Source organism: Conexibacter sp. W3-3-2 (assembly GCF_009707605.1).
In the GTDB taxonomy this organism is placed as follows: Bacteria; Actinomycetota; Thermoleophilia; order Solirubrobacterales; family Solirubrobacteraceae; genus Paraconexibacter; species Paraconexibacter algicola.
This window is the reverse complement of sequence record NZ_WLYW01000001.1, coordinates 318,012-338,861: the sequence shown is the minus strand read 5'-3', so window position 1 is coordinate 338,861 and position 20,850 is coordinate 318,012. Positions and strand designations below refer to the sequence as shown.

At 75.3% G+C, this 20,850-nt stretch carries 18 protein-coding genes and 1 tRNA gene; 6 read left to right on the top strand and 13 right to left on the bottom strand.

The features are described 5' to 3' along the window. Positions 1-13 precede the first annotated feature (13 nt). Genes GKE82_RS01660 through GKE82_RS01650 form a run of 3 tightly spaced genes read right to left on the bottom strand, consistent with a single transcriptional unit; the run spans position 14 to position 3,349 of the window. The gene (locus GKE82_RS01660; RefSeq protein WP_154732129.1) at positions 14-994 is read right to left on the bottom strand and encodes a GNAT family N-acetyltransferase; all 981 of its coding nucleotides are present in this window, start codon (positions 992-994) and stop codon (positions 14-16) included. Next, entirely contained in the window at positions 991-2,127 is a 1,137-nt protein-coding gene (locus tag GKE82_RS01655; protein ID WP_154732128.1) for a GNAT family N-acetyltransferase, read from the bottom strand. Before GKE82_RS01655 ends, GKE82_RS01660 begins: the two co-directional genes overlap by 4 nt. After that, positions 2,120-3,349: a glycosyltransferase family 4 protein gene (locus tag GKE82_RS01650; RefSeq protein ID WP_154732127.1), complete on the bottom strand. Its 1,230-nt coding sequence runs from the start codon at positions 3,347-3,349 to the stop codon at positions 2,120-2,122. The genes GKE82_RS01655 and GKE82_RS01650 overlap by 8 nt, the downstream gene beginning before the upstream one ends. Positions 3,350-3,551: 202 nt before the next feature. Here GKE82_RS01650 and GKE82_RS01645 point away from each other — a divergent pair, with 202 nt between their 5' ends. Then, positions 3,552-5,582, top strand: a complete 2,031-nt coding sequence (locus tag GKE82_RS01645; protein ID WP_154732126.1) for a PKD domain-containing protein — start codon at positions 3,552-3,554, stop codon at positions 5,580-5,582. A gap of 16 nt (positions 5,583-5,598) precedes the next feature. Here the strand turns inward: GKE82_RS01645 and GKE82_RS01640 are convergent, their stop codons facing one another. Continuing rightward, entirely contained in the window at positions 5,599-6,591 is a 993-nt protein-coding gene (locus tag GKE82_RS01640) for a peroxiredoxin (protein ID WP_154732125.1), read from the bottom strand. 64 nt (positions 6,592-6,655) lie between these two features. Here GKE82_RS01640 and GKE82_RS01635 point away from each other — a divergent pair, with 64 nt between their 5' ends. Beyond that, complete coding sequence (locus GKE82_RS01635; RefSeq protein ID WP_107570903.1) at positions 6,656-7,405, top strand: SDR family NAD(P)-dependent oxidoreductase; 750 nt, start codon at positions 6,656-6,658, stop codon at positions 7,403-7,405. Here GKE82_RS01635 and GKE82_RS01630 read toward each other — a convergent pair. After that, positions 7,402-7,971 carry a hypothetical protein gene (locus GKE82_RS01630; protein WP_107570902.1) on the bottom strand — a complete coding sequence of 190 codons (570 nt, stop codon included), beginning with the start codon at positions 7,969-7,971 and terminating at the stop codon, positions 7,402-7,404. The genes GKE82_RS01635 and GKE82_RS01630 overlap by 4 nt on opposite strands. Positions 7,972-8,063: 92 nt before the next feature. Between GKE82_RS01630 and GKE82_RS01625 the strand changes: the two genes are divergently transcribed. Both GKE82_RS01625 and GKE82_RS01620 read left to right on the top strand, forming a co-directional pair. Next, positions 8,064-9,110 (top strand): LLM class F420-dependent oxidoreductase, encoded by a 1,047-nt coding sequence (locus GKE82_RS01625; protein WP_107570901.1) that lies wholly within the window; start codon positions 8,064-8,066, stop codon positions 9,108-9,110. Positions 9,111-9,116: 6 nt separating this feature from the next. Beyond that, positions 9,117-10,322, top strand: a complete 1,206-nt coding sequence (locus GKE82_RS01620) for a glycosyltransferase (protein WP_196189014.1) — start codon at positions 9,117-9,119, stop codon at positions 10,320-10,322. Here GKE82_RS01620 and GKE82_RS01615 read toward each other — a convergent pair. The 8 genes from GKE82_RS01615 to recO all read right to left on the bottom strand — a co-directional run bounded on the left by GKE82_RS01615 (position 10,312) and on the right by recO (position 19,826). Beyond that, positions 10,312-11,913, bottom strand: coding sequence for a Calx-beta domain-containing protein (locus GKE82_RS01615; protein WP_154732124.1), 1,602 nt, complete (start codon positions 11,911-11,913; stop codon positions 10,312-10,314). The genes GKE82_RS01620 and GKE82_RS01615 overlap by 11 nt on opposite strands. 79 nt (positions 11,914-11,992) lie before the next feature. Beyond that, a tRNA-Asn gene (locus tag GKE82_RS01610) sits at positions 11,993-12,064 on the bottom strand. A 21-nt stretch (positions 12,065-12,085) separates the two neighbouring features. Continuing rightward, positions 12,086-12,628, bottom strand: a complete 543-nt coding sequence (locus GKE82_RS01605; RefSeq protein WP_154732123.1) for a helix-turn-helix domain-containing protein — start codon at positions 12,626-12,628, stop codon at positions 12,086-12,088. Positions 12,629-12,672: 44 nt separating this feature from the next. Continuing rightward, entirely contained in the window at positions 12,673-14,550 is a 1,878-nt protein-coding gene (dnaG, locus tag GKE82_RS01600) for a DNA primase (protein ID WP_154732122.1), read from the bottom strand. A gap of 16 nt (positions 14,551-14,566) precedes the next feature. After that, positions 14,567-15,607 (bottom strand): deoxyguanosinetriphosphate triphosphohydrolase, encoded by a 1,041-nt coding sequence (locus GKE82_RS01595; protein ID WP_309233331.1) that lies wholly within the window; start codon positions 15,605-15,607, stop codon positions 14,567-14,569. Between the two features lie 81 nt (positions 15,608-15,688). Further along, positions 15,689-16,480: a GNAT family N-acetyltransferase gene (locus GKE82_RS30495; RefSeq protein ID WP_154732121.1), complete on the bottom strand. Its 792-nt coding sequence runs from the start codon at positions 16,478-16,480 to the stop codon at positions 15,689-15,691. Then, positions 16,467-19,061, bottom strand: a complete 2,595-nt coding sequence (gene ppdK, locus GKE82_RS01585) for a pyruvate, phosphate dikinase (protein ID WP_309233330.1) — start codon at positions 19,059-19,061, stop codon at positions 16,467-16,469. The genes GKE82_RS30495 and ppdK overlap by 14 nt, the downstream gene beginning before the upstream one ends. 9 nt (positions 19,062-19,070) lie before the next feature. Beyond that, the gene (recO, locus tag GKE82_RS01580) at positions 19,071-19,826 is read right to left on the bottom strand and encodes a DNA repair protein RecO (RefSeq protein WP_154732120.1); all 756 of its coding nucleotides are present in this window, start codon (positions 19,824-19,826) and stop codon (positions 19,071-19,073) included. Positions 19,827-19,857: 31 nt separating this feature from the next. On the opposite strand from recO, the gene grxC reads away from it, so the two are divergent. Next, entirely contained in the window at positions 19,858-20,115 is a 258-nt protein-coding gene (gene grxC, locus GKE82_RS01575) for a glutaredoxin 3 (protein WP_107570895.1), read from the top strand. 25 nt (positions 20,116-20,140) lie between these two features. Beyond that, positions 20,141-20,848: a metallophosphoesterase gene (locus GKE82_RS01570; RefSeq protein ID WP_154732119.1), complete on the top strand. Its 708-nt coding sequence runs from the start codon at positions 20,141-20,143 to the stop codon at positions 20,846-20,848. Positions 20,849-20,850 lie beyond the last annotated feature (2 nt).

Below are 20,850 nucleotides of genomic sequence, written 5' to 3'. Positions count from 1 at the left end.
AGCGCGCGCACGTTCAGGCCACCGCCGCCCGGCGGGCCGTGAGCCGAGCGTGCCCGCGCTGCAGCCGCCCGTAGCCGGGGAGCCGCTGGCGCCGGCCGACGAGCACCGGCCGCTCCACCGCCCCGAACTTGCGCTTGTACGCGACGATCCCCGGGGTCGGCGCGCCGACGAGGTCGACCGCGTCGAGCCCGCGCGCCGCCGCGTCCTCGATGGCGTCCCAGTAGAGCAGCGCGTGCGGGTCGATCCCGTCGCGACGGTGCGCCGCCCCGAGCCACAGGTGGGTCCGGGTGCCGTGGTGCAGCGCGATCGTCACGGCGACCGGGGTGCCGTCCGCGTCGACCGCCGTCGTCATCCGCGCGTGCGGGCTCGCGGCCAGCCGCTCCCACGCCAGGGCGGTGGTCCGCCGCGCCGGCCAGCCGGTCTCCCCGCCGCGGGCGTGCAGCGCGTCGAGCATCGCGGGCAGGTGCGTGCAGACGTCCTCGCGGGTCGCGGCGCGCACCGTCAGCCCGGCGTCGCGCGCGGCGCGGACGTCACGCCGGCCGTTGCCGCGCAGCGCACCCCAGCAGGCGGCCGCATCCCGGCCCGCGATCGGCACCTCGAGCGTGCGGTCGTCGTGGAGCGTGAACCCCGCGGCGCGCAGGGCGGGCGCCGTGGCCGCGCCCGGGTCGCGCACGGCGCACTGGACGAGCACGGCGCGGCGGCGGCGCGCGGCGGTCAGGAGCGCGCGCAGCGCGCGCGGGAGGTCCCCGTCGGCGGCGAGCGGGCCGAGGTACGGGAACGGCACCCAGCCGACGGTGCTGACGGGGCCGCGGCGGCGCTCCAGCACCGGCAGCAGCACCGGCGGGTCGGTGTCGGGGAGCGCGAGCGCCGCGAAGCGCCCGCCGAGCGCGGCGGCGGCGAGCTCGAGGACGTCGTGGCGGTGGAACGCCGTGGCGGCGGGATGGGCGGCGAGCGCGGCGTCCCAGGTCGCCCGGTCGACCTCGACGGCGCTCATGCCGCGGGCACCGTCCGCACGGCGGCGCGGGCCCGCCGCAGGTCGGCGAGCGCGCGCGCCCCGAGGTAGGCGCCGAAGGTCATGCGGGCCGCCCGGCCGGTGCCGCCGATGAGGAACTCGTGGTGGACCTCGAGCCGCTCGCTGAAACGCAGCTTCGCGGTGTCGGGGCCCGCCCCGACGTTCGCGACCCGGTCGCCGCGGGCGATCGCGCGCTCGATCGCCGTCGCGGTCAGCAGCGTCACGCCCGAGAGCTCCCACCACTGCGGCGCCACCCCGGACCAGGCGAGGTAGATCGCGCCCGGGGCCCGCAGCACGAGCCGGGCGGCCGCCGCCTCGTCCCCGACGCGCAGGACGTGGAGCTCGACCGCGCCCGCGGCGGCGAGCCCGGCGACCGCGTCGCGCAGGAACGCGGCGGCGGCCGGGTCGTCGAAGCGGCCGGGATGGTGGACCTTGCCGGGGAGCGCGGCGCGCGCGGCGTGCAGCGCGAGCAGCGTCGGGAGCGCCGCGACCGCGTCCGGGCCCTCGTGGACCTCGACGCTCCAGGGCAGGCCGGTGCGCCCGAGGCGGTTGCGGGCCCGGCGCAGGCTCTCGCGCAGGTTGCGCTTGCGCGTCGCGTGCCACGCCTCCACGGTGTCCGGGAGCGGCTCGACGACGCACGCCCGCACCGCCTTGTGCACCACGGTGCCCGGCCCGTCCGGTCCGCCCGCGAGCCAGGCGGGCTCGACCCAGCCCTGGTCGGGGGCGAGCGGCAGCTCGATCCAGCTGAGCGCGTCCGCGCGCTCCCACGCCCACGCGACGACCGCCCGGACCGCCCGCCGCGGGTCTGGGCCGGTGACGATCTGCGGCAGCTCGACGAGCGCGGACTCCGGCCCGGTGCCGAGTGCCCGCAGGACGCGGGTGCCGCGCAGGCCGCGGTCCTCGTGCAGCGGCGCGACGGCGACGAGCTCCTCCCCGCGCCGGACCGCGAGCACCCGCAGCGCGCCGGGGGCGACCCAGCGGGCGGCCCACGGCAGCAGCCACGCGGGGTGCGCGAACGGGTTCGGGCACCCCTGGGCGTGCAGGGTCGCCCAGGCCGGGGCGAGCGCCGCGAGCTCCAGCGGCGTGCGCACGACCTGCACCGACAGGTCAGCCATCGGCGAGCAGGCGGCGGTAGAGCGCCTCGTGCGCGCGGGCGACGTCGGCGGCGGCGTACCCGCGCGCCCGCTGCCGCGCGGACTCGCCGAGGCGGCGGGCCAGCGGCTCGTCGTCGAGCAGCCGGCGGATCGCGCGGGCGAGCGCGCGCGGATCGGCCGGCGGGACGAGGAGCCCGTCGACCTCGTCGCGGATCGAGGTCCGCAGCCCGCCGGTGAGGGTCCCGACGGTCGGGGCGCCGCAGGCCATCGCCTCCAGGGCCGAGAGGCCGAGCGGCTCCTGCCAGACCGACGGCACGACCGCGACCGCGCAGGACCGCCACGCGGCGACGATCTCGGGGTGGTCGCGCTGCACGACCACCGTCGTGTTGGGGGCGTTCCACGGGGCGGCGGCGGACGGCCGGGTCGCGCAGATCAGCAGCGGTGGCTCGTGGCCGAGCAGCGCGTGCGCCTCGGCGAGGACGTCGATGCCCTTGTGGGTCGACGCCTCCCCCGCGAACATCAGGTACGGCCCGTCGGGGACGAACGCGGGACGCGGCCCGGTGGCGGGCGCCAGCGCGTGGTCGGACACCGGGGACGGGATCAGCTCGACGACCGCGCCCGCCGGGATGGCCGCGCGCGACACCTCGAGCACGGCGCGGCTGATCGGCACGAACGCGTCGACGTCCCCGAGTCGCCGCCCGCCGGTCCGCAGTCCCGCGGTGAGCGCGGCCGCACGTGGCAGCCCGTACTGGCCCGTGGCGCAGGTCACGCAGCGCACCGGTCCACCGACGCCGCAGCTCGCGCCGGCGCGCGTGTTGTTCTTCTTCGGGCAGGTCAGCGAGTAGTCGTGCAGCGTCACGACGAGCCGCACGTCGGGCCGCAGCCGCCGCGCGGCGATCGCCGAGTGCAGGATCCAGCCGTGGGCGTGCAGGACGTCGGGCCGGAACTCGTCGATCTGCGCGACGAGCCCCTTCACCACGGTCGGGTCGGGGATCGTCGGGTGGAACGGGCGGTGACGGTCCTGGTAGAGCGGGCCGAACGTCTCGTGCCAGCCCGCGAGCCGGATCACGTCCAGCGCCCCCGACCGGTCGCGGCCCGGCAGGCCCGGGATGCTCAGGGTCGCGACGCGGACGACGTGCCCGCGGTCGCTGAGCGCTTCGCCGAGCGTCGCGACGGCGCGCTCCAGGCCGCCCACGGCGGGCTCGAAGAGGTCGGTCGCCGCGAGGACCCGGAGGGTGCCCACGGGGACGTCGACCCCGGGCTCTCCCGTGGCTGTGCGCGACACCGGCTGGTCGACCGCGGGGACGATACGGCGACGCTAGCGACGGGATCCACGTCCGTTCTTCGACTGCCGGGAGGACATTCCGGTGCGACGGTTCGACCGCCCGACCAAAGCGGTCCCGGACCCGTCGCCAGGGGCTCTTTCGGGGGTATCGTCGCCGCGGATGACGCCTGTCGTTCGACTCGCCGTGGCCGTCGCCGGCGCCGCGGCTCTCGCGGTTCCCGCGACCGCCACCGCCGCCCAGATCCTGACCGTGGACCCCGCCGCGCCCGCCGGGTGCGCGGGCGGCACGTGCGGGTCGCTCGGGGACGCGCTGGCCGCCGCCACCGCCGGGGACACGGTCTCCGTGCGCGCCGGCACCTACCGGGAGGGCGGCCTGGCGGTGCCCGACGGCGTGCTCGTGCAGGCGACGCCCGGGACCGTCACCGTCACCGGGGGCAGCGCTCCGACCGCGCTCTCGATCGGCGCGAACGCGACGGTCGACGGGCTCGACCTCGGGGTCGGCGCCGGCGTCACGGCGATCGCGGTCACCGGGACCGGCGCCGTCGTCGACCGGGCGGCGGTGCGTCGCCAGGGGACGACCGCCGCGTCGGTGCCGCTCGTGCTCGCCCGCCCGGGCAGCGGCGTCGTCCTGCGCCGCCTCGCGGTGCTCGACGGCGAGACGCGCACCGGGTCGTTCGCCGCCCCGACCGTGCTTGGCGAGGCCGGCGCGGCGGTGCAGCTGACCGACAGCCGGGTGCTCGGCGGCCCCAACGCCGCCACCGCGGTCGAGCTGCGCGGCGGGGCGTCCGGTCCGGTGGTCGGCGGCAGCGTGATCGCCTCCCCCACGTCCGCCGGGACGGCGCTGGCGCTCGTGTCCGCCGCCGACGACGCGGCCGCCAAGGTCGTCACGGTGCGCTCCTCGGTGCTGGCCGCCGGCGCCCAGGGCGTCGGGCTGCTCGCCGCGAGCCGCGCCGCGACCGGTGGGCCGAGCACCGCCGGGGCGCTGGCCGTGACGCTCTCCCGCGTCACGATCCCGCGGGCCGGTCGCAGCATCGTCCTCGACGCGGCGGCCAACGGCGCGGTCTCGCTCCTGGACGGCCTCAGCGGCGGCGGCACCGGTGTCGGGGACGTCGCGGTCGCGGCGACCGGCTCGATCGTGCACGGGCCCGCGCGCGTCACCGCGAACGTCGGCGGGCTGGGCTCGGCACCGAACCGCGCCGCGCTCGTCGTCTCGGACAGCGACACCGACGTCGTCGCCGCGACGGGCAGCAACGGGCGGGCGACCACGCGGCTGACCGGCACGCGGTTCACGCCCGACGCGCAGCTGCTCCTCCCCGCCACCGCCCCCGACGGGCTGGCCGGCGGGCGGCTGCGGGCCGACGCCCCGGTGATCGACCAGGGTCCCGGTGGCGCACCCGCCGCGGAGACCGACGTCGACGGGGACCCGCGGACCGTCGGGCCGGCCCCCGACCTCGGTGCCGACGAGTTCCGCAACCGGCCGCCGTCCGCGCGGATCACCCGCACCCCGGTCTCGCCGCGGCAGAACCGCGAGGTGACGTTCGACGCGACGACCTCGACCGATCCCGACGGCCCGCTGGGCGACGCGATCGTCCGCTACCGCTGGGACTTCGGCGACGGGGTCACCCAGACCACCACGACCCCCACGGTCACGCACCGGTACACGGGCATGCAGACCTACGCCTCGACGGTCACCGTCACCGACCGGGGCGGGGCGACCGGCACGTCCGGTCCGCTGTCCACCCTCGTGCGCGACGGCGTCGGCCCGAAGGTCGTGATCACGCAGCCGACCCCGGACCGGCGGCTCGTGCGCTTCGCGACCGTGACCCGCACCGTCCGCGGCCGCGCCCGCGCGGTCCGGACCCGGGCGCTGCTGCGCTTCGCCGGTACGACGCAGGACACCGCGTCCGGCACGGGCCCGGTGGCGCTGTCGCTGCGGCTGACGCAGCGGTTCGGCTCCGGCCCGCGGCCGACGAAGAAGACCTGCCGCTACCTCGACCCCGCGCGTGGCGGGATCGTCGGTCGGTCGTGCAAGCGCCCGGTGTACTTCGACACCGCCGTCGCGTTCGGGGTCTGGAGCTTCCGCACCGGGCGACGGACCGTCCTGGCCCCCGGCCGCTACGTCATGACCGTCCGCGGCACCGACGCGACCGGGAACACGACGTTCACCTCGCGGCGGTTCTCGGTCCGCTGAGCTCCGTCGGGCGCGCTCAGCGGACGCGCTCGACGGCCCGCTCCAGCTCGGCGACCGAGAACGCGCCCTCGAACCGCTCGCGGACGATCCCGCGCCGGTCGATGACGAACGTCCACGGCTCGGTCGGCAGCCGGTAGGCGGCGACCTGCGGGCGGAAGCCCTTGGAGAGGTCGTTGTCGCGGTAGATCTCCATGTGCACGAACCGCACGTCGTCCCCCGCGCGCTGCTGCACCTGCGCGGCGACGTCGACGACCGGGCCGCAGACGCGGCTCTGGCACAGCTGCGGCGTGGCGAACACCAGCACGACCGGCTCCTTGCCGAGCACGTCGGCCAGGTCGGTGTCGTGCAGCGAGCGCAGCGGCGGCACGCGCGTGTCGATCGACTCGAGATCGCCCGCGACGTCCTCGAACGTCGGCGTGTGCACGCGCGGGGCGCGGTCACCGACCTGCGGCGGCCCGCTGCCGGTCCGGCCGATGCGCATCGCCGTCGGGGAGGTCCGCACGAGCCGGCCGTCGAGCCGCGCGACGGCGGTCACCGCCCAGCTGCCGCGTGACGGGAACGCGAGGTCCGCGACGTACACGTGGTTGGCGGCGTCCGGGTCCTGCGCGGTCTGGCGGCTGCGAAACTGCGGCTTCACCGTCAGCGACTCGCTGCGCGCCGGGAACGGCCCGCGCAGCGACGACCCGTCGGTGCGCGACAGGTAGAGCGCGACGGGCGCGCCGCCAAGCTGCTTGCGGGCGGTGTCGAAGAGGCCGAAGCCCACCCGGCTCGTGCCCCGCTCGACGAGCGACACGGTCGGCGAGAGCACCGGGCCCTCCGGGATCATCGACTGCAGGTCCGCGAGCGAGCGGCCCGTCGTCGACGGGAAGTCCTGCGCCTTGGCCGTCGGCATCGCGAGCGCCGCGGGCGTCGTCTCCTCCTCGTCCTGCGAGCCGCAGGCGGCGGCCCCCGCCGCGAGCGCCGCGAGCGCGGCGCAGCACACGACGGAGCGACGGGACGGGGAACGCATCGCGGGCATCCTACGGGCGTCTGATTGACTGCGCGCCGCACCGTTCACGAGAGGGAGAACTGACATGGCTGACCGCGCGGCGATCATCACCGGGGCCTCCAGCGGCATCGGACTCGCCATCGCCCACATGCTCGGGCAGGAGGGCTACGGGCTCACCGTCGCCGCCCGCCGACCGGACAAGCTGACCGCGGCCGCCGACGAGCTGCGCGCCGCCGGACACCGGGTCGTCGAGTACGCCGGCAACCTCGGCGACGAGGAGGCGATCGACGCGGTCGTCGCGCTGCACGAGCGCACCTACGGGCGCCTCGACGTGCTCGTCAACAACGCGGGCGTCGGCATCGGCGAGTTCGTCGGCGAGCTCACCACGAAGAAGGTCGACCTCCAGCTCGACCTGAACCTGCGGTCGATCTTCCTCTTCTACCGGGCGGCGGTGCCGCTGCTGCGCGCCGCCGGCGCCGAGCACCGCAACGCGCTCGTGGTGAACACCTCGTCGATCTCCGGCAAGGTCGGCGAGCCGTGGCTCAGCGTCTACTCGGCCACCAAGCACGGCGTCGTCGGCTTCACCCAGGCGATGAACAAGGAGCTCGCCAAGGACGGGATCAAGAACACCGCCCTGTGCCCCGCGTTCGTCGACACGCCGATGACCGACTTCGTCAAGGGCGCCGTGCCGGCCGAGAAGATGATCACGACGCAGGACATCGCGGAGTCCGTCCGCTTCCTCATCCGGACCTCCCCGGGCTGCGTCGTCCCGGAGATCCAGTACGTCCAGCCCGGCGGCGGCGACCTGCCGGGCGTGGACGAGGTGTCCGTCTAGACGGTCTCGAGCTCCCGGGCGCGGCGCTCCAGCAGGGCGTCGCGCTCGGCCTCGACGGCGGCCAGGGCCGCCTCGTACTCGTCGAGGCGACGGAACGGGCGCAGCCAGTGGCGGCCCTTCGTGTCGCGGCCGCGGTACGCGTCGCCGGGACGCGGCGCGTTGGGCTGGCGGCGACGCGTCGCCTCCTGCTCCGCGCGCTCGGCGGGCCGGGTGGCGAGCAGGTCGCGGTGGTCGCGGATCGCGCCGGCGAGGTCCACGCGGTCGTCGGCCAGCAGGCTCGCCTCGAGGTGGCTGCGCAGGATCGCGACCTCGCGCGTCGTGGCGCGGCGCGCCCGCTTGGACGCGGCGAAGCGGTCCCACGCCTTCGCGAACGAGATGAAGTTCGTGCGCCCGCCGCAGCGGTGCGCGGCGAGCATCGGGCAGACGCCCCCGTCGCGGTCGGTGTACGCCCCGACGATGATGTCGTTGGCGTTGATGCCCTCGAGCATCGCGATGCGCGTGCGCTCGGGCAGGCAGTCGATCGCGGTGCGAAGGTCGTCGATGGGCGAGCGGTGACGTCGTGACATAGGATCTCGCCCCTCCCGAGGGCGTGGGGTCAACCTAGCAACGACCCTCTGCACCGTCCACGGAACTCCTTCCCGCTGAAAGGAACGTTGCAATGAAGCTCGGAGTCCACATCGGCTACTGGGGCCTCGGCCTCACCCGCGAGGATCAGCTCGAGATCGTCCAGGAGGCGGAGAAGCTCGGCTACGACTCCGTCTGGACCGCGGAGGCCTACGGCTCCGACGCCGCGACGATCCTCGGCTGGATCGCCGGCCAGACCTCGAAGATCCGCATCGGCTCCGCGATCTTCCAGATCCCCGGGCGCACCGCCGCGATGACCGCGATGACCGCGGCGACGCTCGACCAGCTCTCCGACGGGCGGTTCATCCTCGGCCTCGGCACCTCCGGCCCGCAGGTCTCCGAGGGTTGGCACGGCGTGCGCTTCGGCAAGCAGCTCGCCCGCACCCGCGAGTACGTCGACGTCCTGCGGATGGCGCTCGCCCGCGAGCGGGTCGAGTACCACGGCGAGTCGATCGACCTGCCGCTCCCCGACGGTCCCGGCAAGGCGCTGAAGCTCACGATCGCGCCCGTCCAGGACCGGATCCCGATCTTCATCGCCGCGATCGGCCCGAAGAACACGCAGCTCGCGGCCGAGATCGCCGACGGCGTCATCCCCACCCTGTTCTCGCCCGAGCACGTCACCGTGATCCGGGACGAGCTGCAGATCGGCGTCGACCGCGCCGGCAACGGCAAGACGATCGACGACGTCGAGATCGCGCCGACCGTGCAGGTGTTCGTCGGCGACGACATGACGGAGGCGCGCAACCTCATGCGCCCCTTCCTCGGCCTCTACATCGGCGGCATGGGATCACGCGACAAGAACTTCTACAACCAGATGGTCCGCCGCTACGGCTACGACGACGCCGCCCAGGAGATCCAGGACCTGTACCTGGAGGGCAAGAAGGACGAGGCGATGGCGGCGATCCCGGACGACCTGATCGACACGGTCAGCGTCTGCGGTCCCCGCGACCACGTCAAGGAGCGCCTGCGCGCGTACAAGGACGCCGGGGTCGGCACGCTCGGCATGACGCCGATGGCGTGGACGAAGGAGGCCCGGATCCAGCAGCTCCGCGAGGTCGCGCAGCTGCACTCGGAGATCTAGGCGCGCTTGCGGGTCCTGCTCGGAGCATTCGGGGACCCGGGGCACACCTTCCCGGTGATCGCGCTCGGCCGCGCGCTCCGCGCGCGCGGCCACGAGGTCGTCGTGCAGACCTGGGTGCGGTGGGAGCCGCACGTCCGCGCGGAGGGCCTGGGCTTCTCCGCCGCGCCGGAGTACGACGTCTTCCCGACGCTCGGCCGGCACCTCAAGCCCTACGAGGCGGTCGTGCGCGCGACGCGCGACACGCTGCCGCTCGTGCAGGAGGTCGAGCCCGACGTCGTCGTCGCGGACATCCTGACGCTCGCGCCCGCGCTCGCGGGCGAGCTGAGCGGCGTGCCGGTCGCGACGCTCGTCCCGCACGTCGACCCGCGTCCCGATCCCGGCTTCCCGCCGTACTCGATCGGCGCCCGGCGCCCCCGCACGCCGGTGGGGCGGGCGCTCTGGGGCCGCGTCGACGGGCTCGTCTCGCGCGGCCTGCTGCAGGGCCAGCGAGAGCTGAACGAGACGCGCGAGCTGCTCGGCCTGCGGCGCCTGGACCACGTGCACGGCGGCATCAGCCGGGACCTCTGCCTCGTCGGGACGTTCCCGCAGCTCGAGTACCCGCGCACCCGGCGGCTGCCGGGCACGCACGTCGTCGGGCCGCTGCAGTGGGAGCCGCCCACCGCGCAGGACCCGCTCCCGCCCGGGGACGCGCCGCTCGTGCTCGTCGCGCCGTCGACCTCCCAGGACCGCGACCACCGGCTCCTGCGCGCGGCGCTCGCCGGGCTCGCGGAGCTGCCGGTGCGCGTGCTCGCCACCTGGAACCGGCGCGTGCCCGACCCGCCCGTGGAGGTCCCGCGCAACGCGACGCTCGTCGAGTGGGTGTCCTACGCGCGCACGATGCCGCGCTGCGACGTCGTCGTCTGCCACGGCGGCCACGGCACGGTCGTGCGGGCGCTCACCAGCGGCGCCGTGGTGGTCGCCGCCCCGGCGGCCGGGGACATGAACGAGAACGCGGCCCGCATCGACTGGGCCGGCTGCGGCGTCCGCGTCCCGCGGCTGGCGGTCGGCCCGCGCGCGCTGCGGCTCGCGACCGGCCGGGCGCTCGGCGACCGGCGCCTCGCGACCCGGGCCGCCGATCTCGCGGCCTGGGCGGCCGCGCACGACGCGGGCGACCGCGCCGCGACGCTCGTGGAGGAGCTCGCGGCGACCGGTCGCCCGGTGCTCAGCGCCTGAAGGTCGCGGTCTTCGTCGCGATGCCAGTGTTCCCCGCGGCGTCGCGCGCGACCGCGAACGCCCGCGCCCGGAACGAGCGGGCGGCCGTGAGCAGCGCCCGGCCCTTGGCGGTCGTCGACAGCGTCAGCGTGGTGCTGGCCCCGCCGGCGAGCGCGAAGGTCCCTCGGGCCAGGCGCACCTCGCGGCGCAGCGCCTTCGTCTTCGCCTTCGGGACGACGACGTTGAACACGTTGACCGTCCCCGTGCAGCGGATCTCGGTCGCCGGGCAGGTGACGGTCAGGCGGACCTTCGCGCCGCTGCGCCGGTAGGCGAGGCTCGCCAGGCGCACGACCGGCTGGGTCGCGTCGACGCTCCCGCCCGGGATCGTCACCGTCCCGCCGGTGCCGCCGCCGGTCCCGGTGTTGCCGCCCGTCCCGGTGCCGGTGCCCGTACCCGTTCCCGTCCCGGTCCCGGTTCCCGTGCCGGCGGCGTCGTCGTCGATGATCGCGCCGAGCGCGATCGCGGTCCCGATCGTCGCGCCGACGGGCTCGGCCAGCGCGATCGCGAACGCCTCGTCCGGCTCGCGGACGGCGTCGGCGACGACGCCCACGGTGACGGTCTTCGACGTCTCGCCGACGGCGAACGTCAGCGTCGTGTCGATCGGCGCGTAGTCGCCCGGCGCCTTGGCCTGCACGTCCCCGGTGAGGACGCGCACCGTGACCGGTACGCGGCCGGCCTTCGACAGCGCGACGGTGAAGGTGAACGGCGTCGGCGTCGCGGCGGTGCCCTCGCGGCCGCTGACGCCCGTGATGCTCACGACGGGCGCGTCGTCGTTGACGACGGTGCCGGTCGCGGTGATCCCGGTGCTGAGCGTCGCAGTGCCCGCCAGCGGGGTGCCGAGCGTGACGGTGAACTGCTCGTCCGGCTCGTCCACGTCGTCGCCGACGGTCGGGACGCGGACCTCGCCGCTGGCCGCCCCGGCGGGGATGACGAGCTGCCCGGCCGTCGCGTCGATGTCCTCCGGCGCGGTCGCGGTGCCCGGGGCGACGGTGTACGGGACGGTGACCGCCTTGCCGCTGGGGGCGCTGAGCGACGCGACGAGCGGCACGAACCCGGCGGTCCCGGTGCCCTCCGGCGCCGCGCCGGGCGCGAGCGTGACGCTCGGCGCCGCGTCGTCGTCCACGATCGTGCCGGTGCCCGACGCCTCGGCGGCGCCCGTGGGCGTGCCGGCCGCGTCGAGGATGACCGTCTCGTCGTTCTCGTCGAGCGCGTCGCCGACGACCGCCACGGTCACGGTCGTGCTGCAGCCGAAGCCGAGCAGCCCGGTCGGGATGTCGACCGCGAACGCCGTGCGCGGCACGTAGTCGGCGGTCGCCGTCGCGGTGCCCGCGCGCGTCGTGACGTACGCGGTGCCGCCGCAGGACAGGCCGGAGTCGGTGAGCGTGAAGCTCAGCGTGGCGCCGGCCGTCGGGCCGGTGCCCTCGGTCACCGTCGGCGAGGAGACCCCCAGCGCCGCGTGGGCGCTCGGCGCCAGCACGAGTGATGCCACCGCGGCGGCGGCGACCGACAGGACCTGACGGGTTCCCTCCCGTCCCTTCTGCGCGAACCTCATGGCGGGACGGTAGCGGAGGACCCGGAGGTACCTGGCCGTTCCAACGAGGGACGGCGCCCATCATGGGCGCCGTCGAGAGCTCGGGGGTGGGACTCGAACCCACAACGACTCGGTTAACAGCCGAGCATTCTGCCGATTGAATTACCCCCGAAGGTTCGGCTCGTCGGAAAGCTTATCGAGGAGGACCGACGGAGGCAGTTCGACCTCCCCCCGCCTCCACGCCGGCGTGGCAGTTGGCACAGAGCAGCACGCACTTCGCCGCCTCTTCCCGGAGACGCTCGTACGAGCGCGTCAATCCCCGCGCGCCGATGGCGAAACGCTTCGTGCCGGGATCGAGATGGTGGAAGTGCAGCGCGGCATCGAAGGCGTCGAATCCGCAGCACCGACACCGACCCCCCATCTCGGCGACCAGCCGTGCCTTTGCGCGACGGCGCCAGTCGCGAACGGCGGCCGCCCGGCACTGCAGACAGACCGCAACCCCGTCGGGTCGACGGACGTGCTGGGCCGTGCCGTGCGTGGCGCAGACCGCGGAGAAGCGCGGGAGGCGTCGGCGCTTGGTTCGCGCTGCGTCGGTGATCGCCAGATCGTGGCGCCGCAGCCAGTGGCGCACCGTCGCCTCGCTGCGCCCCAACTGCTCGGCGATCTCCGCAACGGTGTGGTCCGCGGCGACCAGCTCCGACAACCGCCCTGCATCGATACCGTCCGAGCGCCGCATGCGAACACGAACACTAGTTCGCCTCACGGACGGATCGCGCGGGGTCAGTCGGGCTTGGCGGTCTCCGCCATCGCGCGCTCGAGCGCGCGGTGCTGCGCCGCCTGGAGCTCCTGGCGGCGGCGGGCGAGGTCGGCGACGCCGCCGGTGCCGCGGGCGCGGCTCTGGGCGATCAGCCGGTCGACCATCGCGAGCTCGACCTTGCGCGCCTCGGCCTCGAGGATCGCGCCGGAGGCGCCGAGCTCGCCCGCGCGGACGGCGAGCTCCGCGGCGAGGGCGGCGAGCTCTTGGTCCTCGGGGTCGATGCCCGTCGTCGGCTCGCCCGGGTGCGCGAGCAGGTGCTGCGCCGCCCGGCGGTGCAGCGGGCTGGTGAACGCCACGTCGAGGTCCAGGCGCTCGAGCTCGGTCGTGCCGGACTGCGGCAGGGCGACGACCGCGGCGAGGAACGCGCGCTCGGACTGCACCGCCGCGTCGAGCCCGGCGCGGACCGGACCGCGGCCCCGCGCGGGTCCCGGCGCGCCGCGCCCCGCGGGACCGGCGGGCGGGCCGGGGTCGCCGAACGCCGGCGCGGCAGGCTCGGGCCGCGGGGCGGGACGGCCCGGTCGACCGGCCGACGCGGGCGCAGGCGCGGGAGCGGCGAGCCAGCCGCTGACCAGGGACGGCTTGACGTCGAGGCGCTCGGCGACGGTCTGCAGCAGCTCCTCGCGCAGCACGCCGGGTGGCAGCTCGGCGAAGACGGGGCGCAGCTCGTCGATCACCGCGTCCTTGCCCTCGGCGTCGGAGAGGTCGCCACCGTCGAGCGCGCGGCGCACGCGGAACGCGACGAACGGCAGCGACGCGGCGACCCGGTCGCGCATGTCCTGCGCGGAGGCGGCGACGACGTCGGCGGGGTCCTGGCCGCCGGGCAGCTGCACGACGCGCAGCGTGACGCCGCGCCCGCGCGCGACGGTCGCGGCCTTCAGCATCGCGTTCTGGCCCGCCTCGTCGGCGTCCAGGGCCATGTGCACCGTGGGCGCCAGCCGCGACAGCTCGCCGACCTGGTCGGGCGTGAGCGCGGTGCCCATCTGCCCGACCGTGTTCGTCAGGCCCGCCTGGTGCAGGGCGAGGACGTCGGTGTAGCCCTCGCAGAGGATCACCTCGCCGGCGCGGGCCGCGGCGCTGCGGGCGAGGTCCGCGCCGTAGAGGTGCTGGCCCTTGTGGAAGACGGCGTTGTCGTTGGAGTTCAGGTACTTCGGGCCGTCCTGCGAGGACAGCGTCCGCGCGCCGAAGCCCAGGACGCGCCCGCGCCGGTCGCACAGCGGGAACATGACGCGGCCCCGGAAGGCGTCGTAGATGCGACCCTCCCCCTGCGCGCGCTTGGCCAGGCCCGCGTCGTAGCACTCGCGGTTGGAGAAGCCCGCCTTGCGCGAGGCCATCAGCACGGTGTCCCAGGCCTTGGGCGAGTAGCCGACGCGGTAGGTGCGCAGGACCTCCTCGCCGAGGCCGCGCTCGGCGAGGTACTCGCGGGCGCGCCGCGCCTCCTTGGACTCCCAGAGGTAGCGGCTGTAGAACGTCGCGGTGCGCTCGAGCAGCTCGAGCAGCCGCTCGCGCTCCTGGCGGCGGCGGGCGGCCGCCGGGTCCTCGTCCTCGAGCTCCAGCTCGACGTTGTAGCGGGCGGCCAGCCACTCCATCGCGCCCTTGAAGTCGAGCCCCTCGAGCTCCTCGACGAAGCGGAAGCAGTCACCCGAGGCGCCGCAGCCGAAGCAGTGGTAGACCTTCTTCGCGGTCTCGACGCTGAGCGACCCGGACCGCTCCTCGTGGAACGGGCAGCGGCCCATGTAGCTCGACCCGCCGCTCTTCTTCAGCTCGGTGCGGGTGCTGACGAGGTCGAGCATGTCGACCGCGTCGCGGACCTTCTCCTTGCTGTCGGCGGTGTAGCGGGCCATCGGCGCAGGTCGGAGCCTAGAGCGGCAGCGACGCGGGGACCGCGAGCTGCTCGAACGTGCGGATGCAGTAGCGGTCGGTCATGCCGGCGAGGTAGTCGGTGACGCGTTGCGCGAGGTCCGCGTCGGGGGCGCCGCCGCCGTCGGGCGGACCGTCGGGCAGGCCGACGTAGTGGTGGAAGAGGGTGCGCAGCACGAGGTCGATCCGCTCGTGCTCGCGGCGGGCGACCTCGCCGAGGTAGACCTCGTCGAACATGAAGGCGCGCAGCGCGGCCATGGCCTCCCCCGCCTCCTCGCCCTGCACGACGTCCCCGGCCCGCGAGCTGTGCTCGACGAGGTCGTGGACGAGCCGGTCGATCCGGACCGACCCGGTCTCGCCGAGGACCGCGATCGCGTCCTGCGGCAGGCGGCGGACGTCGAGCACCCCGGCGCGGACGGCGTCGTCGATGTCGTGGTTGATGTAGGCGATCCGGTCGACGAGCCGCACGATCCGCCCCTCGAGCGTCGCCGGGGTCGGCGAGCGGCCCGAGTGGCAGCGGATGCCGTCGCGCACGTCGGCGGTGAGGTTGAGCCCGCGGCCGTCGCGCTCGAGCACGTCGACGACGCGCAGCGAGTGCTCGAAGTGGCGGAACGCGCGCCCGAAGCGGTCCTGCAGGCAGCGGTCCAGGACGTCCTCGCCGATGTGCCCGAACGGCGGATGCCCGAGGTCGTGGCCGAGGCCGATCGCCTCGGTGAGGTCCTCGTTGAGGGCGAGCGCCCGCGCGACCGTCCGCGAGATCTGCGTGACCTCGAGGGTGTGCGTGAGCCGCGTGCGGTAGTGGTCGCCCTCGGGCGCGACGAAGACCTGGGTCTTGTGCTTGAGCCGCCGGAACGCCTTGCTGTGCACGATCCGGTCGCGGTCGCGCTGCAGCGGGCTGCGCAGGCCGCAGTCGTCCTCCTCGTGGACGCGGCGCGCCGGCCACGACCGCGCCGCGAGCGGCGAGAGGTTCGCCTCCTCCCACGCGCGGCGCCGCGCGTGGAAGTCCTCGCCGACGGGTCCGGGGTGCAGGTGCGGGTCCACGTCCGGATTGTCGCAGCGGCGCAGGCGGGGGCGGTGGCCCGTGACGGTCCCGGCACGGATCCGTGTGCCGCGCGATGCGGGCTACGCGGGATCCGTGAGGAAGACCATGTCCGCGAGCGGGCGGTAGCCGACGCGGGCGTAGATGCCGTGGGCGCGCTCGTCCCCGGGGCTGAGGACCGCGAGCTCGACGCCCGCCGCGAACGCCGCGGCGGTGATCGCGGACGTCAGCGCGGTCCCGAGCCCCTGTCCGCGGGCGCGCTCGTCGACCCCGATCGCGGTGATCTCGCTGACGCCCTCCTGCGGGACCATCGCGAACCCGGAGCCGACGACGCGGTGGAACGCGTCGCGGGCCGCGACGAGCCCGCCGTCGAGGACGATCTCCGCGACCCGGGCGACCTCGTCGTCGGTCACGTCGACCGCCCCGGCGAACGCGGCCCGCCCGGCCTGCAGCGCCTCGTGGACGATCTCGTCGTCGGCGGAGCTGGGGATGTGCTCGATCCCGATCCCGGCGGGCGGGTCGACGGCGACGAGGTCCTGCGGGGCGCAGACGAGCAGCGGCACGCGCGCCTCGACCTCCAGCCCGAGCGCGACGAGCGCGTCGGCGACGCCGGGCACGTCCTGCTCGACGAGCTCGACGCGCAGGCGCCGGCCGCGCGCGGCGAACGCGTCACGTGCCCGTGAGAGCACGCGGGCGTCGACGTCGGCGGGCGCGACGCCCGCGGCGGGCACCGCCACCGACCCGTAGTAGCGGTCGCTGGCCGGGTGCAGGCCCAGCAGCAGCGGCCCGACGTCCTCGCGGTCCTTCGCGGCGAGCGCCGCGGCGCGCAGGCCGCGCGCGACCCGCGCGACCGCGTGTGGCTCAGGCCCAGACACCGGCGGGCGCGCCGATCGCGGCCTGCGCGGCGGCGACGCGCGCGATCGGCACGCGGAACGGCGAGCAGGAGACGTAGTCGATCCCCGAGTGGTGGAAGAAGTCGATCGAGTCCGGGTCGCCGCCGTGCTCGCCGCAGACGCCGAGCTTCAGGTCCCGCTTCGTCTTGCGGCCGAGCCACGCGCCCATGCGGAGCATCTGCCCGACGCCCGGGGAGTCGATCGTCTCGAACGGCGAGCGGTCGAGGATGCCGACGTCGATGTAGCGCGCGAGGATGCGCGCCTCGATGTCGTCGCGGCTGAACCCGAGGCCGGTCTGCGTGAGGTCGTTGGTGCCGAACGAGAAGAAGTCGGCGTAGTGGGCGATCGCGTCGGCGAGGAAGCAGGCGCGGGGCAGCTCGATCATCGTGCCGACCGTGTACGCGCCGTCCGGCACGCCGGTCTCCTGCGCGACGCGCTCGATCAGCGCGCGGACGAGCTCGAGCTCGCGCTCGTAGTCGACGAGCGGGACCATCACCTCGACGTTCGCGCCGTCGACCTTCGCGGCGGCGGTGAACAGGGCGCGGACCTGCATCTCGTACAGGGCGGGCATGAGGATGCCGAGCCGCACGCCGCGCGTGCCGAGCATCGGGTTGGCCTCCTGCAGCGACTCGACCCGTGCGCGCTCGGGCGAGCCCTCGGGCAGGTCGTGCGGGTGCGGGAGGAACTCGTGCAGTGGCGGGTCGAGCAGCCGCACGGTGACGGGACGGCCGGCCATCGTGCGGAGGATCTCCTCGAAGTCGGCCTCCTGCAGCGGGCGCAGCGCGTCGATCGCGCGGGTGCGGGCCTCGTCGTCGGCGGCGAGGATCACGTCGGCCATCAGCGGCTGGCGGTCGCCGAGGAACATGTGCTCGGTGCGGCACAGGCCGATGCCCTCGGCACCGAACTCGATCGCCTTGGCGGCGTCCTGCGGGGTGTCGGCGTTCGTGCGCACCCCGAGCGTGCGGAGCTCGTCGCACCAGCCCAGCACGGTGAGGAACTCGGCGCTGATCTCGGGCTCCACGAGCGGGACGTCGTCGGTGGTGATGCCGCCGGTCGTGCCGTTGATCGCGATCCGGTCGCCGGCGCGCAGGACGACGTCGCCGACGCGCATCTCCCCGGCCGCGAGGTCGATCTCGACGTCGCCCGCCCCGGTGACCGCGGGCCGGCCCATGCCGCGGGCGACGAGCGCCGCGTGGGAGGCCTTGCCACCCTCCGAGGTGAGGATCCCGCGGGCGGCGTGGAAGCCCGCGACGTCGTCGGCCTCGGTGAAGGGCCGCACGAGCACCACCTCGCGGCCCTCGGCGGCGGCGGCCACGGCCTCCTTGGCGGTGAACACGATCTCGCCCTTCGCGGCGCCCGGGGAGGCCGCGACCCCGCGGGCGAGCACCGTGTAGTCGAGGTTCCCGAACGTCGGGTGCAGGAGCGCGTCGAGCGAGGCGGCGTCGATCGTCGCGATCGCCGCGCCACGGTCCAGCAGGCCCTCGGCGACGGCGTCCACCGCGAAGCGCACGGCGGCCTGCGCGGGCCGCTTGGCGTTGCGGGTCTGGAGCATGTAGAGGTGCCCCTCCTCGACCGTGAACTCGGTGTCCTGCATGTCGCCGTAGTGGCGCTCGAGCGTGCGCAGGATGTCCATGAGCTGCTCGTGGACCGCGGGCTGCCAGTCGGCGAGCTCGCGGATGTCGCGGGGCGTGCGGACGCCGGAGACGACGTCCTCGCCCTGGGCGTTGGGGAGGAAGTCCCCGGACGGCTCGGGGGATCCGTCGACCTCGTCGCGGGAGAACGCGACGCCGGACCCGGAGGTCTCCCCCTTGTTGCCGAACACCATCTGCTGCACGTTCACCGCGGTGCCCCACGAGTCGGGGATGCGGTTGAGCCGCCGGTAGGTGACCGCGCGCTCCCCGGTCCACGAGTCGAACACGGCGCGGATCGCCCCGTCGAGCTGCACCTGCGGATCCTGCGGGAAGTCCTCGCCGGTCGCCTCGCGGTAGAGGCCCTTGAAGGTCGTGACGAGCTCGCGCAGGTCGTCGACGTCGAGCTCGGTGTCCTCGGTGACCCCGCGGCGCGCCTTCAGCGCCCGGATCTCCTGCTCGATCCGCTCGCCGCTGACGCCGTGGACGACGTTGCCGTACATCTGCACGAAGCGGCGGTAGGAGTCCCAGGCGAAGCGCGGGTTGCCCGTGCGGGCGGCGAGGCCCTCGACCGACCGGTCGGTCAGGCCGAGGTTCAGGACGGTGTCGAGCATGCCCGGCATCGACTCGCGGGCGCCGGAGCGCACCGAGACGAGCAGCGGGTCGTCGGCGTCGCCGAGCGTGCGGCCGGACTGCGCCTCCAGGCGGGCGAGGGCGTCGGCGACCTGGGCGTCGAGCCCCGCGGGCGTCGCCCCGCCCGACTCCATGTAGGCGACGCACGCCTCGGTCGTGATCGTGAAGCCGCCGGGGACCCGGTCGGCCCCGAGGATCCGGGTCATCTCGGCCACGTTCGCGCCCTTGCCGCCGAGCAGGTCGCGCATCTCGCGCGAGCCGGTCGCGAAGTCGTGGACCCATACGCGCTGGTCGCTGGTCACCGCCGGATCCTATGGAGCGACCGGACGGGCCGAGCGCAGGTGCACGCCGGCGTGGTGCTCGACGGTCTCCCCGATGGCCCGCTCGGCCTGGGCGAGCGCGCGGGTCGGGGCCTGCGGCGCGCGGGCGAGCGGGGCGGCGAGCGCGTCGGCGAGGAAGCCGTAGGCGTCCTGGGCGAGCGGGAACGCCCCCGCCTCGCAGGACGAGCAGACCACACCGCCCGCCGCGCCGCTGAAGCCGGAGAGGTGGTCGACCTCGCCGCACTGCGCGCACGAGGTCAGCTGGGGGGCGAAGCCGCCCGCATGGAGGAGCTTCAGCCGGAAGGCGAGCTGGTTGGCGTGGTGGTCGAAGCCGGCGGCCGCGGCCTTCTCGGGCGCCGCGGCGGCGCGGTCGAGGATCGTCAGCTCGTGGCAGAGCAGGCGGTAGACCTCGGGCTGTGGCTCGGCGTGCTCGAACAGGCGGGCGACCGCGTCGCAGGCACGGCCGGCGGCGTCGAGCGCGCGGCCGTCCTCGCGCAGGACGCGGTGCGGCTCGAGGATCTGCGCACCGGTGACGGTGAGCAGGTCGCTGCGTCCCTCGTGCAGGACGAGGTCGACCCGGCCGAACGGCTCGAGCCGGCCGCCGAAGCGGCTGCGGGCGCGCCGCACGCCCTTGGCGATCGCCCCGACCCGTCCGCGACCGGGCGTGTAGAGGTGCAGGATGCGGTCGGCCTCCCCGAAGCGCATCGAGCGCAGGACGACGGCCTCGGTCTTGACCGGACCGGGCACTCAGCACCCACCCGCTATACTTTGTGAAGTCATGGCTTCGATCACGGTGTACACGACCGACATGTGTCCCTACTGCGTCCGCGTCAAGCGGCTGCTCGACAAGCGCGGGCTGCAGTACGAGGAGATCAATCTGGCACGTGACCCGGAGGGACGCTCCGCCCTCGTGGAGCGCACCGGCCGGATGAGCTTCCCGCAGGTCATCATCGGCGACACGGTCGTCGGCGGCTACGACGAGACCGCGCGCGCCGACAAGACCGGCGAGCTCGACCAGCTCCTCGCCGCCGCCTGACCGCCCGATCGGGCAGGATGCGGCCGTGGCCACGCTCCTGCACCTGTCCGACACGCACCTCGGTGCCACCCCGGGTGGCCCGGTCATGGCGTGCGACCCGGACGCCCGGCTGGCGACCGTGCTGGCCGCCTGGACCGCCCGCGGGGAGTCCGCCGACCTCGTCGTCCACAGCGGCGACGTGACCGACGACGAGCACCCGGACGCGGTGCGGCGCGTCGACGAGGCGCTCGCCACGCTGGGAGCCCCGGTCCTCGCCGTGGGCGGCAACCACGACGCGCCGACGGTGGCGCTCGGCGGTCCCGACACCGCCGAGGTCGGCGCCTGGCGCGTCCTCGGCGCGCGGACCGCCCGCCCGGGGCAGATCCACGGGACGCTCGACGTGCCCGCCCTGCTGCACCGCCTCGACGCACTCGACGACCGCCCGACCGTGCTCGTCGTCCACCATCCGCCGCGCTCGCGCAGCACCCACGAGTGGTTCCAGCTCGACGGCGCCGACGCGCTCCTCGACGCGCTCGCCGCGCGACCGCACGTCCGCGCGGTCCTCAGCGGTCACCTGCACGACGCGTTCGCGCTCCCCGGCCCGGGCGACCTGGTCCTGCTCGGCGGTCCGTCGACCGCGCAGGCGATCGCGCACGAGGGCGAGGCGATGCGCTTCGGCGAGGGCCTCACCGGGGCGCGCGTCGTGCGCCTGCACGACGACGGTCGCCTCGAGCACGAGCTGCTCGAGGCCTGAGC

Coding starts and splice junctions, on each gene's coding strand:
- GKE82_RS01605 (WP_154732123.1), bottom strand. CDS start 12,628: ATGCGGCGCTCGGACGGTATCGATGCAGGGCGGTTGTCGGAGCTGGTC.
- GKE82_RS01660 (WP_154732129.1), bottom strand. CDS start 994: ATGAGCGCCGTCGAGGTCGACCGGGCGACCTGGGACGCCGCGCTCGCC.
- grxC (WP_107570895.1), top strand. CDS start 19,858: ATGGCTTCGATCACGGTGTACACGACCGACATGTGTCCCTACTGCGTC.
- GKE82_RS01645 (WP_154732126.1), top strand. CDS start 3,552: ATGACGCCTGTCGTTCGACTCGCCGTGGCCGTCGCCGGCGCCGCGGCT.
- dnaG (WP_154732122.1), bottom strand. CDS start 14,550: ATGGCCCGCTACACCGCCGACAGCAAGGAGAAGGTCCGCGACGCGGTC.
- GKE82_RS01615 (WP_154732124.1), bottom strand. CDS start 11,913: ATGAGGTTCGCGCAGAAGGGACGGGAGGGAACCCGTCAGGTCCTGTCG.
- GKE82_RS01640 (WP_154732125.1), bottom strand. CDS start 6,591: ATGCGTTCCCCGTCCCGTCGCTCCGTCGTGTGCTGCGCCGCGCTCGCG.
- GKE82_RS01630 (WP_107570902.1), bottom strand. CDS start 7,971: ATGTCACGACGTCACCGCTCGCCCATCGACGACCTTCGCACCGCGATC.
- GKE82_RS01655 (WP_154732128.1), bottom strand. CDS start 2,127: ATGGCTGACCTGTCGGTGCAGGTCGTGCGCACGCCGCTGGAGCTCGCG.
- GKE82_RS01625 (WP_107570901.1), top strand. CDS start 8,064: ATGAAGCTCGGAGTCCACATCGGCTACTGGGGCCTCGGCCTCACCCGC.
- GKE82_RS01635 (WP_107570903.1), top strand. CDS start 6,656: ATGGCTGACCGCGCGGCGATCATCACCGGGGCCTCCAGCGGCATCGGA.